Source organism: Nocardia otitidiscaviarum NBRC 14405 (assembly GCF_000308635.1).
GTDB classification, from domain to species: domain Bacteria; phylum Actinomycetota; class Actinomycetes; order Mycobacteriales; family Mycobacteriaceae; genus Nocardia; species Nocardia otitidiscaviarum.
In genome coordinates this window covers 1-14,214 of record NZ_BAGD01000096.1, presented here as the reverse complement: position 1 = coordinate 14,214, position 14,214 = coordinate 1, and the positions used below count along the sequence as shown (strand labels likewise).

16 protein-coding genes and 1 pseudogene are annotated in these 14,214 nt (G+C 69.4%); 9 read left to right on the top strand and 8 right to left on the bottom strand.

The window, feature by feature from the left end; all coding sequences use genetic code 11:
* A pseudogene (locus ON31_RS20745) lies at positions 1–450 on the bottom strand (sensor histidine kinase); the annotation flags it as partial.
* A gap of 187 nt (positions 451–637) precedes the next feature.
* Here ON31_RS20745 and ON31_RS20740 point away from each other — a divergent pair.
* Complete coding sequence (locus tag ON31_RS20740; RefSeq protein WP_039816010.1) at positions 638–1,039, top strand: DUF6223 family protein; 402 nt, start codon at positions 638–640, stop codon at positions 1,037–1,039.
* An 18-nt stretch (positions 1,040–1,057) separates the two neighbouring features.
* On the opposite strand, the gene ON31_RS20735 is transcribed toward ON31_RS20740, so the two are convergent.
* Positions 1,058–1,537 (bottom strand): nuclear transport factor 2 family protein, encoded by a 480-nt coding sequence (locus ON31_RS20735; protein ID WP_039816008.1) that lies wholly within the window; start codon positions 1,535–1,537, stop codon positions 1,058–1,060.
* Positions 1,538–1,629: 92 nt separating this feature from the next.
* Between ON31_RS20735 and ON31_RS20730 the strand changes: the two genes are divergently transcribed.
* The 3 genes from ON31_RS20730 to ON31_RS20720 are packed head-to-tail and all read left to right on the top strand — an operon-like array spanning position 1,630 to position 4,008.
* Positions 1,630–2,388 carry a sporulation protein gene (locus ON31_RS20730; RefSeq protein WP_039816006.1) on the top strand — a complete coding sequence of 253 codons (759 nt, stop codon included), beginning with the start codon at positions 1,630–1,632 and terminating at the stop codon, positions 2,386–2,388.
* A 52-nt stretch (positions 2,389–2,440) separates the two neighbouring features.
* Positions 2,441–3,520 (top strand): NAD(P)H-dependent amine dehydrogenase family protein, encoded by a 1,080-nt coding sequence (locus tag ON31_RS20725; protein WP_039816005.1) that lies wholly within the window; start codon positions 2,441–2,443, stop codon positions 3,518–3,520.
* Positions 3,517–4,008, top strand: a complete 492-nt coding sequence (locus ON31_RS20720) for a carboxymuconolactone decarboxylase family protein (protein WP_039816003.1) — start codon at positions 3,517–3,519, stop codon at positions 4,006–4,008. Before ON31_RS20725 ends, ON31_RS20720 begins: the two co-directional genes overlap by 4 nt.
* Before the next feature lie 481 nt (positions 4,009–4,489).
* On the opposite strand, the gene yaaA is transcribed toward ON31_RS20720, so the two are convergent.
* Positions 4,490–5,233 (bottom strand): peroxide stress protein YaaA, encoded by a 744-nt coding sequence (yaaA, locus tag ON31_RS20715; RefSeq protein ID WP_039816001.1) that lies wholly within the window; start codon positions 5,231–5,233, stop codon positions 4,490–4,492.
* 58 nt (positions 5,234–5,291) lie between these two features.
* Here yaaA and ON31_RS20710 point away from each other — a divergent pair, with 58 nt between their 5' ends.
* Complete coding sequence (locus ON31_RS20710; protein WP_039815999.1) at positions 5,292–7,049, top strand: proline--tRNA ligase; 1,758 nt, start codon at positions 5,292–5,294, stop codon at positions 7,047–7,049.
* 18 nt (positions 7,050–7,067) lie between these two features.
* On the opposite strand, the gene ON31_RS20705 is transcribed toward ON31_RS20710, so the two are convergent.
* From ON31_RS20705 to ON31_RS20685, 5 genes are all read right to left on the bottom strand, one after another.
* Positions 7,068–7,550, bottom strand: a complete 483-nt coding sequence (locus ON31_RS20705) for a nitroreductase family deazaflavin-dependent oxidoreductase (RefSeq protein ID WP_029929846.1) — start codon at positions 7,548–7,550, stop codon at positions 7,068–7,070.
* A gap of 97 nt (positions 7,551–7,647) precedes the next feature.
* Positions 7,648–8,268, bottom strand: a complete 621-nt coding sequence (locus ON31_RS20700) for a TetR/AcrR family transcriptional regulator (protein WP_081592610.1) — start codon at positions 8,266–8,268, stop codon at positions 7,648–7,650.
* A gap of 250 nt (positions 8,269–8,518) precedes the next feature.
* On the bottom strand, positions 8,519–10,057 hold the full coding sequence (locus ON31_RS20695; protein WP_255222188.1) for a three-helix bundle dimerization domain-containing protein: 1,539 nt from the start codon (positions 10,055–10,057) through the stop codon (positions 8,519–8,521).
* A gap of 279 nt (positions 10,058–10,336) precedes the next feature.
* Positions 10,337–10,768, bottom strand: coding sequence for a ferritin-like domain-containing protein (locus tag ON31_RS20690; protein WP_039815997.1), 432 nt, complete (start codon positions 10,766–10,768; stop codon positions 10,337–10,339).
* Positions 10,765–11,331, bottom strand: coding sequence for a hypothetical protein (locus tag ON31_RS20685; protein WP_255222187.1), 567 nt, complete (start codon positions 11,329–11,331; stop codon positions 10,765–10,767). Before ON31_RS20685 ends, ON31_RS20690 begins: the two co-directional genes overlap by 4 nt.
* A gap of 320 nt (positions 11,332–11,651) precedes the next feature.
* Here ON31_RS20685 and rimP point away from each other — a divergent pair, with 320 nt between their 5' ends.
* The 4 genes from rimP to ON31_RS20670 all read left to right on the top strand — a co-directional run.
* Positions 11,652–12,290, top strand: a complete 639-nt coding sequence (gene rimP / locus ON31_RS20680; protein ID WP_039815994.1) for a ribosome maturation factor RimP — start codon at positions 11,652–11,654, stop codon at positions 12,288–12,290.
* Positions 12,287–13,318, top strand: a complete 1,032-nt coding sequence (gene nusA / locus ON31_RS20675) for a transcription termination factor NusA (protein ID WP_029929831.1) — start codon at positions 12,287–12,289, stop codon at positions 13,316–13,318. The genes rimP and nusA overlap by 4 nt, the downstream gene beginning before the upstream one ends.
* Positions 13,319–13,440: 122 nt before the next feature.
* Positions 13,441–13,782, top strand: coding sequence for a YlxR family protein (locus ON31_RS35730; RefSeq protein WP_370450420.1), 342 nt, complete (start codon positions 13,441–13,443; stop codon positions 13,780–13,782).
* A gap of 115 nt (positions 13,783–13,897) precedes the next feature.
* The coding region (locus ON31_RS20670; protein ID WP_039815992.1) for a translation initiation factor IF-2 N-terminal domain-containing protein at positions 13,898–14,214 on the top strand (317 nt) is incomplete at its 3' end.

Below are 14,214 nucleotides of genomic sequence, written 5' to 3'. Positions count from 1 at the left end.
GCGCTCGGCCTGCCGCAGCGCCTCACCCGCGGCCGCGGCCGCGATCAGCCACGCCAGTTCGAGCGCACCCCGGGCCTGCGCGAACGCCTCGCGCGAATCGTCGAGGGCGATGAAAGCGGCCAGCGGCAGGGCGGCGACCAGCGACACCGCCGCGATGGCGGTGACCACATGGTGTCCGGCCCGCACCGCCGCGTACACCGCGAACAGGAAGGCCACCGCGGGCACATCGAAGCCCACGGCCTGGTACCCCAGTGAGCATGCCCCGGTCACGGCCAGCACGGTGATCGGCGCGCGGCGGCGCACCACCAGCACCAGGCCGCTGGCCGCCAGCAGCGCGTAACCGAGTGGGTCCAGCGCGGTGGGGGAGTGTCCGGCCGAGCGCCCGGCGAGGAGCAGGCTCGCGGCCACGCCGAGGGCGATCGCCCAGTCCACGAGTCGTGCCCTGCTCATGCGCGCACATTAACCGGCCGCCCACGCGACGGAAACCCGCCTACGGATGATTTCCGCCTACCGCGTCCGCGGTATGTGCACGGCGTCGGCGGTAGTGCGAAGTGTCCGCGCTCGCACGACGACTCGCGGCCGGTCCGCCGGACATGCTGCGGGGGAGTGCTCGTTCTCGACGCGAAGGAAGCAGATCATGTCCGCTCGTCACCGGGTCGCCGCCGCGACCGCAGTTCTCGCAAGTTCCGTCCTCACCCCCGCGGTCTCGCACGCCGCGGCGGAACCGGTCGCCGCCGGTGCCTCCGAGCTCAGCGCCGGGCGATTGGGCGGTCTCGTCGCCGCGCTCGTCGGGATCGCCGGGGCGGTGGTCGGCGGGCTGGCTCTCGCCCGGCGCGGTGGCCGTCTCGGCACCGGCGGCGGGGCGATCGTCGCCGCGGCGGCCGGACTGTTCGCGCTCGTGCTCGGCGCGGTGGTCGTGGCGACCGCCGACGGCGGATTGGGCACCGGCAACGGGCTCGGCGGTGGCGTCGTGGCCATGGTCATCGGGTTGATCGCCCTGATCGTCGGCGGGCTCGCCCGCGCCCGCCGCGTCGGCTGATTCGGAAACGCTCCCGCCTCAGGCGGATTCGGCGGGAGCCCAGCGATTGGCGGTGAGGGTGAACCCCGGCAGGGCGTCGAGTGACATGGTGGCCTCGAAGATGCGCTCGTAGCCGGTGTGCGCGATGCGCCAGCGCCCATCGTCGCGGCGGTACCGGTCGCGGTAGTAGGCGGCGCCCCGGATCAGCACCCGATACTCGGGCACGATCACGGTGTCCTCCAGACACCAACTGCCCGTGGCGGTCTCGCCGTCCACCTCGATCTCCGGGTGGGTGGCGACGTGCACCGTGATGATATTCGCGCTCAATGCCGAGCGCATGTAGTCGACGATCGCGTCGCGGCCGGTGAACCGCAAAGGCATACCGCCGGAGGGGGATCCGTAGTCACCGGTCGCGTCGGGAGTGAAGGTGTCGGCGAATTCGTCCCACTGCTTGAGGTCCAGGGACCGCAGGTAGCGATATTTGAGGGAGCGGATGCTCTCCACGGCTTCCAGGTCCATACCGGACACCTCCCTGGGAACATGTTCTAGTTCGCAGCAGGGTAGAGCACTTGTTAAGCGATCGACAAGGGTTGCCGGTAAGACTGTGGCCCATGTTCAAGAAGTTGCTGGCAGCCGTCGGAGTCGGTGGGGCCGAGGTCGAGGCCGAATTGCACACGCCCGGAGTGCAACCCGGCGGGACGGTGCACGGTGTCGTTCGCCTGCGCGGGGGGAGTGTCGAACAGGAGATCACCCGCGTCGCGGTGGAATTGGTGACCCGGGTCGAAATCGAGAACGCCGACCAGGAATACGACGCCTACCGCGCTTTCTGGTCCGCCGACGTCCACGGGCCGTTCGCCCTGGCCGTGAACGCGCCCTACGAGTTCCCGTTCTCGCTGCATACCCCGATGGAAACCCCGATCACCTTCTACAACGGTCGGCATCTGCCCGGTATGGAGGTCTTCGTGCGCACCGTGGTCGAGGTCAGCGGTGCGGTGGACCCGGGCGACCGCGATCCGCTCGGCATCGGCGCGCTGCCCGCCCAGCACGTCATCCTCGCCACCCTGGAGCAGTTCGGCTTTCCGCTGCATCGCGCCGACGTCGAGGCCGGTCGCCTGCGCGGCATCCAGCAGCAGCTGCCGTTCTATCAGGAGATCGAATTCGGCCGCTCGCACAACTATCCGCGCCTGAACCAGCTCGAGGTCACCTTCGTGGCCCGGCACGACGGTATGGACGTGGTGCTCGAGGCGGACAAGAAGGGCGGCTGGATCAGCGAGGGCCGCGATGTGTTCGACGTGATCCACGTGAACTACGGCGCTCTCGACCACACCGACTGGGCCGCGGTGCTGCACGACCGACTGGCAAAACTGTAACGTGTTCTCGAAATAGCCTCGGGCGGTACCGAGCGGTTGCTACCCTCCCGGCATGATCGCCACCCTGGTCTGGGGAACCGGCAATGTCGGCCGGGCAGCCATCCGCGCCGTCGCCGCGCATCCAGCGCTCGAACTCACCGGCGTCCTCGTGCACGACCCGAAGAAGGTCGGCCGGGACGCCGGTGACCTGGCCGGACTCGACGCCGAACTGGGCGTCGCGGCCACCGACGACATCGACGCCGCACTGGCGGACGGCCCCCGCGCCATCGTCTACGCCGCGTCCGGGGATATCCGCCCCGTCGAGGCATTCACCGATATCGTGCGCGCCCTGCGCGCCGGAGCCGTGGTCGTCACGCCCGCGCTCTACGCCTTCTACGACCATCGCAGCGCCCCGGCCGATCTGCGTGAGCAGGTGCTGGAAGCGATTGCGGCGGGCGGTGGTTCGCTGTTCGTCTCCGGCATCGATCCAGGCTGGGGCAACGACGTGCTGCCCCTGCTCATGACCGGGCTCGCCAGCACCGTGGAGGTGGTGCGCTGCCAGGAGATCTTCGACTACAGCACCTACGACCAACCCGATTCGGTGCGCTACCTGGTCGGCATGGGGCAGCCCATGGACTACGAACCACCCATGCTCGCGGCGGGCGTCCCGACCATGGTGTGGGGCGGACAGATTCGACTCATGGCGCGCGGACTCGGCGCGGAACTCGACGAGATCCGGGAGATCGTGGAACGCCGCGCCCTGGACGAGACCGTCGGCACCGAACTCATGGGCGAATTCGCCGCGGGCACACAGGGTGCCGTGCGTTTCGAGGTGCAGGGCATCGTCGGCGGCGAACCCCGCATCGTCATCGAACACGTCACCCGCATCCACGGCGGTTGCGCCCCCGACTGGCCCACCCCGCCCACCGGCGAGGGCGCGCACCGCGTCATCCTCGAGGGCCGTCCCCGGATCGAGGTGAGCGTCGAGGCCACCGATGAGGGCGGCAATCGCTCCGCGGGCGGAAATGCCACGGCCGTGGGCAGATTGGTCGGGGCCATCGACTGGCTGGCCGCCGCCGAACCCGGACTCTACGACGCCCTCGACGTCCCGCTGCGCGCGGGCGTCGGCATTCTCGGAAAGGCACGCTCATGATCATCGACATTCCCGCGGGCAAGGATCCGATCGGCTACGTGTGGGGTGAGATGGTGCCCGGCATCGGCCTGGCCGCCTCCCGGTTCTCCCTGGCCGTCTATGAGCACACCACGCTGGGGCTGCGTGAGTTCGAGGCCGCCCGGCTGCGCATCGCCCAGCTCAACGGCTGTCTGTTCTGTCAGGACTGGCGCACCGAACGCGACGGGCAGAAGGTCGAGGAGGGTTTCGATGCCGCGGTCACCGCATGGCGCACCACCTCGTCCTTCGACGAGCGCACCCGCATGGCGGCCGAGTACGCCGAACGCTACGCCCTCGACCATCACAATCTCGACGACGAGTTCTGGGCCCGGATGACCCGGCACTACACGCAGGCCGAGATCGTGGAGCTCAGCATGTGCATCGGCTCATGGCTGGCCTTCGGGCGGCTCAATCACGTGCTGGGACTGGATGCCGTCTGTGTCCTGCCCGGCCACCCGAACTCGCGGTAGGGCCACGGTTCATCACCGTATTCCACCACGCGTCGAGTGGACTGGGATGCGGCCAGACCGCCACCACGTCCTCGCCCTCGATGTCGTCGTCGCCACCGCTGATATCGCTATCGCTCACCGTCCGCGCCCTTCCCGGGACAGGAGGAACCTGTCTCACATCCGTTGTATCCCAAGAAAAGTCGGACCTCGCGGTTTTGGGAAGCGGCTGGCACGGGCGGGACGGCACGCTGCGCGGGTCGCACCGTTCGATTGCTCGATCTGTGCGACGGCATTGCTCACGGGCGCGGTCCGGAGTGAAATCGGGGCGGTGATGCGCGGTAGCTCCGCCGGCGATGTCGCGGTAGTGTCGCCGAGCGGTCGCTGTGTCGGCGTTCAGCTGCCGTGCGGCACAGGAAAACACCCGTGCCGCAAGGACTTCGAGAAAGTGGTCTAGTGGGGTATACGGCGCTGGTCGACGTCCGGCTCGCGGAGCCCCGCCGCGTCAGGTGATGACGAGCAGTTCGGTGGGTGAGGCGATCTCGACGCGCAGTCCGGCCTTCTCCGCCACCCGCGCCAGTCCCCGCACGTCCGTGGGCTCGGCGCGGGTCAGCACCAGGGCGCGGGCCAGCAGGCCCTTGTGGTGCTTGTTGAAGTGGCTCACCACGGTTCGCGACCCGTCCGGCCGCTCGGTGAGCACGGTGGCCGTCACCGCACCCGGCACCCGGCCCAACTGCTGATAGGTGCCCGAGCGCAGATCCACCACGAGCTCACCCTCGGTCTCGTCGCGCAGCGCCTGCGGCAGCACCTCCTTCCACACCGACTGCAGGGTCGGCAGGCCGGGCAGCTTGGAACCACCCGAGAGCCGATACACCGGAATCGGATCGCCCGCGCGCACCACTCCGAACAGCGCCGAGCCGATGCCGACCCGCGCCTGTGCCTTGGCCCGCTGCGCCTTGGTGAAGGAGGCGGCGTCGAGTGCGTCGTAGAGCACCCCGGTGTAGCGGTCCAACGCGGGCCGGGTGGGGGAGGAGCGCAGCGCCGCATTGCGCGCGATCTCGGCGTCAGCCCCCTTGCCCAGGCCCAGCGCGGTGCGGGCGGTATCGGGGTCGGCCGCCAGCGCCGTCAACTCGGTGCAGAGCCGGTCGCGCACCTTCGTGAGCTGCGGCAACGACAGGGCGTCCAGGTCCAGCGGACCGCCCGATCCGCCATCGGACTTGGTTTCGGAGGGAGGCAGCAGCACCAGCACGAGCGAACACGGTAATCCCTTACGGAGTTCCCCTGCGCAGCGGCTACGCTGTGGAGCCGTGATCACCCGCCTCTCCCACCTGTTCCTGCGCACGCTGCGCGACGACCCCGCCGACGCCGAGGTGCCCAGCCACAAACTGCTGGTGCGTGCCGGATACGTGCGGCGCATCGCGCCCGGTGTCTACTCGTGGCTGCCGCTCGGCCTGCGCGTGCTGCGCAAGGTCGAGAACGTGGTCCGGGAGGAAATGGACGCCATCGGCGCCCAGGAGATCTCACTGCCGGCGCTGCTGCCGCGCGAACCGTACGAGGCCACCAACCGCTGGACCGAATACGGCGACGCTCTGTTCCGGCTCAAGGACCGCAAGGGGCAGGACTACCTGCTCGGCCCCACCCACGAGGAGCTGTTCGCGCTCACCGTGAAGGGCGAGTACAACTCCTACAAGGATCTGCCCGTCACGCTGTACCAGATCCAGACCAAGTACCGCGACGAAGGCCGTCCGCGCGCGGGCATCCTGCGCGGGCGCGAGTTCATCATGAAGGACTCGTACTCCTTCGACCTGGACGAGGACGGGCTGAAGAACAGCTACAACGCCCATCGCGAGGCGTACCAGCGCATCTTCGACCGGCTCGGCGTCAAGTACGTGATCGTGGCCGCCACCTCCGGCGCCATGGGCGGTTCGGCGTCCGAGGAATTCCTGGCCGACAGCCCGGTCGGTGAGGACACCTACGTCATCTGCCGCGCCTCCGGCTACGCCGCGAACGTGGAGGCGGTGGTCACCCCCGCGCCGCCGGAGATCCCCATCGAGGGCCAGGCCGAGGCCGTCGTGCACGACACCCCGGACACTCCCACCATCGCGACGCTGGTCGACTGGGCCAATGCCGCCGGGATCGCCGAGCGGCTGGGCCGCCCGGTGACCGCCGCCGACACGCTCAAGAACGTCATGGTCAAGCTGCGCTACCCGGACGGCAAGACCGAGATCCTCGGCGTCGGCATCCCCGGCGACCGCGAGGTCGACGACAAGCGTCTGGAAGCCGCGGTCGAACCGGCCGAGGTGGAAATGCTCGACGACGCCGACTTCAAGTCCAACCCGTTCCTGGTGAAGGGCTACATCGGCCCGAAGGCGCTGCTGGCCAACGGCATTCGCTACCTGGTCGATCCGCGCGTGGTGAGCGGCAGCGCCTGGATCACCGGCGCCGACGAATCCGGCAAGCATTACGTCGGCCTGGTCGCCGGGCGTGACTTCACCCCGGACGGCACCATCGAGGCCGCCGAGGTGCGCGACGGCGACCCCTCACCCGACGGCCGCGGCGTCCTCGAGGCCGCGCGCGGTATCGAGATCGGCCACATCTTCCAGCTCGGCCAGAAGTACACCGACGCCTTCGACGTCGACGTGCTCGGCGAGAACGGCAAGCCGGTGCGCCTCACCATGGGCTCCTACGGTGTCGGCGTCTCCCGCATGGTGGCCGTGGTCGCCGAGCAGATGCACGACGACAAGGGCCTGCGCTGGCCGCGCGAGATCGCCCCCTTCGACGTGCACGTCGTCATCGCCAACAAGGACGCCGGCGCTCGGGCCGGAGCCGAACAGGTCGCGGCGGAACTGAACGCGGCCGGACTCGAGGTGCTGCTCGACGACCGCACCGCCTCCCCGGGCGTGAAGTTCAAGGACGCCGAACTGCTCGGCATGCCGCTGGTGCTGGTGGTCGGCCGCGGCTGGGCCGACGGCAAGGTGGAACTGCGCGACCGCTTCGCGGGCACCGGCGACGAGATCCCCGCCGAGGACGCGGTGCGGGCCGTACTCGGCAAGGCGCGCGGCTGATTTCAGGCGTTCGGGGCCTCAGCCGCGCGGTACGAACCGCACGAAGGGGATTCGTTCGCCGACGGCGCGGAAATCGGCCTGCGAGCCGTCGACCTTGTAGCCCATCAGGCGGGGGAGCAGCTTCTCCGCCGCGCGGCGGTGTTCGACGGCGTAGCGTGCGAAGATCTCCGCGCCGTCCTGCTGCGGCACGAACGCGGCCGTGACCGGGATGGTGCGGCGACCGACCTGGATGGTGACCTCCGGATTCTGTTGGAGATTCCGGTACCAGGCGGCGGTGGGGCCCCAGCCGGACGCCACAATGTAGCTGCCGTCCGCCGGGTCGTGATGCACGACCTCCAACACCACCTCGCGGGGTTTGCCGCTCTTGCGGCCGATGTGATGCAGCAGCATCATCCGGCCGCCGAAGATCCAGCCGAGATGCCAGTGGTAGATGTGGATCGGCAGCCGGAAGAACCAGCGCTTCAGTCCGGTCGGCGGGCCGATGTTCTTCACGATATCCACGGGATACTCCTTTCGTCGGACGGCGCGGCGGCCGTCGGCATCGCGATGGTCGATGAGCGGTGTGCCGCCGCGATGCCCCGGCGGAACACCGGAATTCCTATTCCGCCTGCGGATTCGGTGCGTCGTCACGCCGGGGCGGCGGCGCGGGGGAGCGGGGTGGTTCCACGAGCCCGTACAGCACGGCGGCGATCGAATCCTCGGTGTGGCGCAGGCGCAGTGCGCGATGGATGACCAGCCCGTCGACAGCGGCCATGACCGCCGCCGCGCCGCGGTGTGGGTCGGCGACGCCGTGTGTGGCGAACCAGTCGCCGAGCCGGGCCACGAATTCGTCCAGCACCGCCGCGACGGCCGCGCGCAGCGTCGCGTCCCGGGTGGCGGCCAGGGCGGTCTCGGTGAAGAGCAGGGTGGCCGGATTGTCGCCGGTGTAGGTGGCCGTGATCGCCAGCAGGGCGTCCACGGCCTCGGTCGGGGTGGTGACGCTGTCGAGCAGATCCCCCATCCGGGCGGTGGCCGCCCGCAGCTCCTGGGTCACGGCGTCGGTCAGCAGCGCCTGGAGCGATGAGTAGTGATAGTGCACGACGCTCGGGTTCACTCCGGCGCGCTCGGCCAGCACCCGGGTGCTGACCGCGGACCAACCCCGTTCGGGGATGAGCGTGACCGCCGTCCGCCGCAGCCGCTCACGCACCTCATGTCCGCGCATCGCCGCTGGTGAAACCATGTACTACACCTCCCGGGAACCGCACCGGCGGCCATGTCGAGTATTCGTCCTGTACGACTGCCCTGTACGAATGACCCGAATCTACCCCGGAAAGATCGATCGGTCCAGACGCGCTTCCGACCGGTGCCCCGCTCGCGCGTATCACGCCGTATCGACGCCGCCCGACGCGAAACCTCGGATGCTCAATGATCAGGCGAATTCCGCTGTGCGGCCGAGTCCGGCGAGCCATGGCCGGGCTCGGCGACGCGACTCAGTTGTACGACTGGGCGACCCCGTCGAGCAGGCGCTCCAGCGTCTCGTAACTCGGCAGGTCTGCCACATCGATGAGATCCGCGGTGACGGGCACCCGGTTGCGCTCGGCCACGTCGGTGAACAGTTCGGCGTCGCCGGTGCGGAAGCCGTATTCGGCGGCCAGCCGCTGCAATTCCGGATCGGTGGAGAGCAATTGACCGAGCCGGTCGCCGCTGTCGCTGAGCGGCACCACCGTGTGATGCGACATCACTGTCGGCGACGGGTACAGCATGACCATGTCCGGCTTCAACTCCCCGTGCACCGCCGCCTCGACGTACTGGGCCTCGTACGCCCACACCAGCGGCGTGGTGCCCATCCCGGTCGACAGGTACTCCCGGAACGGCCCCTCACTGCTGTTCTCGGTGTAGCCCTGCCGGGTGAACAGCCGGGCCACCCGGGAGAGCGCGTGCTCCTCGGCGGCGGCGCCGCGCACCACCGAATGCTCGTTCGCCACATGGGATGCCACCGCCAGATACATGGCGGCGGAGTTGGAGGTGCGCGGATCGGTGGTGGAGATCAGCATGTGCTTGCGCACCGGATAGGCGGTATTGCCCGGCAACTGGTCCCACTGCGTCCCCCGCTCGACCAGTTCCAGGTACTTCGCCATATCCAGCACCGGCGTCGGACCGGGCCGCACCACGCCCGCCGCCGTGAGCAGGTCCACGATCGGCCGGAAGGTCGCCACGATCATGGGCGAGGAGAACGGCGTGTACTTCGCGCTCACCCCCACCTGCCGTTGAATACGTTCCGCCGCTACGGAACTCGACGGGAACGCGAAGTCGTAGTCCGCCAGGTCCATCGAGGTGGCGATCTGTCGCGACCCCGCCGGATTCACCTCCACCGTCAGCCCGTGCCCCGCCAGCGTCTCGATCACGCGGGCATCACCGAAGAACGCCGCCTTCTCCGACCCGATCACACCGCGCACCGTGGTGAGCGTCGCCGGAGCGGCCGCCACCGGCCCGGATTCCGACCCGCCACCCCCGACCGCCACCGCGACAGCGGCCACCGCCACCACCGCGACCGCCGCTGCCGCCAGTACGCGCTTGTCGCGCACGTTCACGGCGCGCAGCCACTGCGCGACCCGCCGCAGCGCGCCGATGGCTCCGCCGACACCGGCCGCCCCCGCCTCGGTCCACGCATGTCTCGGCGCACCGGCGGCAGGCGTACCGGCGGCGATCACGCCCCGATCGTTCGAGGCGCTGCTCCCGTCGTCCGCGGCCCGGTCTCCACCCTCCACCGCCGCGTCGGGATCGGCGGCGACCAACTCCGCCGCATCCCGTTGGTGCGCGGGTTCCAGCTCGCTCCGCACGATCCGCTCCACCAGAATCGGCACGAACTCCCGAATCTTGCGCCCCTCGAACCGTTTTCTCGCCTCCCCCACCGCCGACTCGACGCGCTCCACCGAATGCGCCCGCCCGTACGCATCCACCAGCCGCTCCCGTACCTGCGCCAGCGCCTTCTCCTCGCGGGCGGTATCTCGGGGGGTTTCGACCGTCACCGGCTATCTCCTCAGCCTCGCACCAGATCATCCGCGCGCCAGCCGGATCACCCACCGACACGTCCCGAAGCTGTCTACCCGTTCCGGTGAAACATCCAGCAACACACAGGTGTTCACCGCCTGAACACGGCGCGAGCTTCGTTCGGAAATTCCACCGAGTGATCCTGATGCTCGGCCGGGCCGCGGCGCCCCCAGTACTCCGGCAGGTCCGGTCCCGCGGCGGACGATGTGGCGCATCGGCCATGTCACCGAGGTGACGCCCCGCCCGGAGCCGAACGCCTACTGACCCGGGAAGGCTACGGTGGCCGGATCGGTGCCCAGAATCGTCTGCCAGGTCGCCAGTCGCATCGCCGTCTCGGTGAGCGCTTCGATACCGGTGCGGCGAAGGTCGGGGGAGGCGGCGCGTTCCACCACCGAACGCCAGGCCGCGGCGGCATCGGATTCGACGGCCACGGCGAGATTCGCGGCCGGAATCGGATCGTCGACCGGGAAGGGGGCGGTGTAGGCGGCATCCGGGGCGGGGACCGGCGCTCCGAGCGACTTCAACAGGTCGGCGGTGGCGTCGCGGCGGGCGCGGTGAGCGGCGGTGAACTCCGAAACCACTTGGAGCCGTTCCGGATTGGCGTAGGCGGCGATGACGCCGTAGTCGTAGACGGCCGCGTATTCGGCGCTCAACGCGGCGGTGAGCGCCTGCTGGTCGGAGGTGGTCATGCGAGCAGGACTCCCGCGTGGGTGGCGCAGGCGGCGCTGATGGAGGCGAGCAGGGCGGCGCGGTACCCGGACAGGGTGGCCGCCAACTCGGCCGCGGAGCGCTGCGAATCGGTGAGGGCGGTGCGCAGTTCGGTGAGCGCGGGCGGCGTCGCCGGGGCGGTGGGGGTGACCGGCGGCGTGCGGTGTGCGGGCGTGGTGCCGTCCCCGTAAACGCCTATGACACGGTCGATCTCGGTGCGCAGCGCATCGGCGTGCGCGGTGCGTTGATCCGCGACGGTGCGCAGTGCCGCGGCCCGTTCGGGCAGCGCCGCGATGGCGGCGGTGGCGGCGACCGCGTCGGCGCGGGCCGAGGTTTCCTGGGCCACAAGCGGATCGGGCGCGACCGGGGTCTCCTGCGCGCAGCCCGCGACCGCGCCCACGGCGGTGACCGCGAGCGCGCCGCCACCGGCCAACCGCAGCAGGCCGCGACGGTCCAGGGTGAACGACGGTGAGCTGGGACACGGTGTCGAGCGGTCGGAGTGGACCGTGAGATCGGCCGCATGACGGCGGAGGCTGCTGGGCACGCAACCATGGTGCCAGTCCGCCGAGCGGACCCGCGCCCCCAGTCCCCTCGGATAGGCTGTGATCTCGATCGATATCGGCCACCACCGGGCGCGTCCGCGCGGAGTCGCACTGGACACGCCGACGGTGCGGCCGGTGCGACAAGGCGAAAGCCGGGGCCGTTGGCTGGTCCTTTACACTCTTTCAGCGCGTTACGCTAGACCTTTGGCAGGGTATTTCGCCGTGGCTGCCCGCCGACACCGCTCGACCCTATCGATATCGGCCCCACCTGTATCGATACCGACAACTCAACCCGCCACAACTGAACCAGGAGCCGCCCCACATGCCGATGCCGACCGAGGAAAGGGTGAGCCAGCTAGTTGCTGAGCTCGTCGAACGCCGAGGATTCGACCTCGAAGGCGTCGTGATCGCGGCTGCGGGAAAAGAGCAGGCGAAGGTCACGGTGATCGTCGACAGCGACGGCCCCACCGACCTGGACGCCGTGGCGGAGCTGAGTTCGGATCTCTCGGCGCTGCTCGACGAGGCCGGTGACTTCGGAGAAACCCCCTATCTCCTGGAGGTCACCACCCCCGGCATCGATCGCCCCCTCACCGCGCTCCGGCACTGGCGGCGGGCCCGGGGGCGAAAAGTCTCCGTCACAATGCGCCCCGGCACCGAATCACCGGAGGGCAAGCCGAGGTTCGAGGCCCGCGTCGGGGCAGTCACCGACACCGACGTGGCCCTGGTGCTGGGCGGTAAACGGAATCCGCACCGGGTGACGGTGCCGCTGGCCGATATCGAGCGGGCCGTCGTGCAGGTGGAGTTCAACCCACCGGGTGCGGCCGAGCTGGAGTTGGCGGGGGGAGTCGCACCGGGCCGGCCCCGGCCAGGTGCCCAGGAGGTATCCGAAGTATCCGAAGACACAACAGCAGAGGCAGCAGTGGCAGCGTCCGCTTCACCGACCGAAGGGATCGTGGAATGAACATCGAAATCGAAGCCCTGCGCGCGATTGTCGCCGACAAGGGAATCTCGATGGAGACGGTGATCTCCGCGATCGAGTCCGCGCTGCTCACCGCCTACCGGCACACCGAGGGCCATCAGCCCAACGCCCGCATCGACATCAACCCCAAGACCGGCGTGGTGCGGGTGATGGCGCGCGAGCTGGACGCCGACGGCAATGTCGTCTCCGAATGGGACGACACCCCCGAAGGCTTCGGCCGCATCGCCGCCACCACCGCCCGCCAGGTCGTGCTGCAGCGGTTGCGCGACGCCGAGAACGAGAAGTCCTTCGGTGAGTTCTCCACGCACGAGGGCGATATCGTCGGCGGCGTCGTACAGCGCGACGCCCGGATGAACGCCCGCGGCACCGTGGTGGTGCGGATCGGCAGCGAGGCGCACGGCGCGGAGGGGCTCATCCCGCCCGCCGAGCAGGTGCCCGGTGAGACCTACGAGCACGGCGACCGCATCAAGTGCTACGTGGTCGGCGTCTCCCGCGGTCCCCGCGGCCCGCAGATCACCCTCTCGCGCACCCACCCGAATCTGGTTCGCCGCCTGTTCGCTCTCGAGGTGCCCGAGATCGCCGACGGTTCGGTCGAGATCGTGGCGGTGGCCCGCGAGGCCGGACACCGCTCCAAGATCGCGGTGCGCTCCACCGTGCCCGGCGTCAACGCCAAGGGCGCGTGCATCGGCCCGATGGGCCAGCGCGTGCGCAATGTGATGAGCGAGCTGGCGGGGGAGAAGATCGACATCATCGACTACGCCGACGATCCGGCCGCGTTCGTCGGGAATGCGCTGTCGCCGTCGAAGGTTGTCTCCGTCACGATCGTCGACCCCGACGCCCGTGCCGCCCGCGTGGTGGTGCCGGACTTCCAGCTGTCGCTGGCGATCGGCAAGGAGGGGCAGAACGCCCGCCTGGCCGCCCGCCTGACCGGCTGGCGTATCGACATCCGCAGTGACGCCGCCCCGGATGTGGCGGGCGCCCCCCGTACGGAGGCGCATCACCGGGGGTGATCACAACGACCCGCGAATAGGCTCTCACCAGCACGGAGATTCGCGGAACAGACCTTCCGGATGACATGTTGGTAACTTCCGAGAAGGACGGATGCGGAGATCGGGACACGGTGGAGGTAGAGTTGACGCAGGCTCAGCGCGAGTCTTCGGCTACTTCGCACTCCGCGCGGGTCCGGGATCAACGACCGGCACCCGTGCGGACATGTGTGGGGTGCCGGAAACGCGAGCTGGCCGCCGATCTGTTGCGGGTCGTGGCGCAGGATGTGGATGGAGAGCATTCGGCTGCGGTCGTTCCCGATCCGCGGCGCAGACTTCCCGGACGGGGTGCCTGGTTGCACCCCCTTTCGGCCTGTCTGAGCACGGCAGTTCGGCGCCGAGCATTCGGCAGAGCACTACGAGTGTCCGGAAATCTGGATATCTCAGCCCTGGAGCAGTACGTAGAGAACAGGCACGAGCACTCATGAGCACACCGTGAAGTCCCAGCGATGATCGGCCATCGGAAATAACCGGAGGTCGTGCGGGTTCCCCATCACCTAACGACGGATGGGTGCCACGCTCGACCTCTCAGTGAGGAGAGCAGTGGCAGGCAAGGCCCGCGTGCACGAGTTGGCGAAAGAACTCGGTGTCACGAGCAAGGAACTACTCGCAACGCTCAAGGAGCAGGGCGAGTTCGTGAAGTCGGCGTCATCGACGGTGGAGGCCCCCGTCGCGCGCCGCCTGCGCGAGTCGTTCGCGTCGAAGAACGCCCCCGCGAACGGCAACGCCGGCAAGGGTGGCGGCAAGCCCGGTCAGTCCCAGGCCCCGCGTCCGGCCGCCAAGCCGGCCGCCCCGGCCGCCGGCGGACCGCCTGCCCGAGCGGGGGCCTCCACCGTCGATGACGCCGACTTCACGAACTC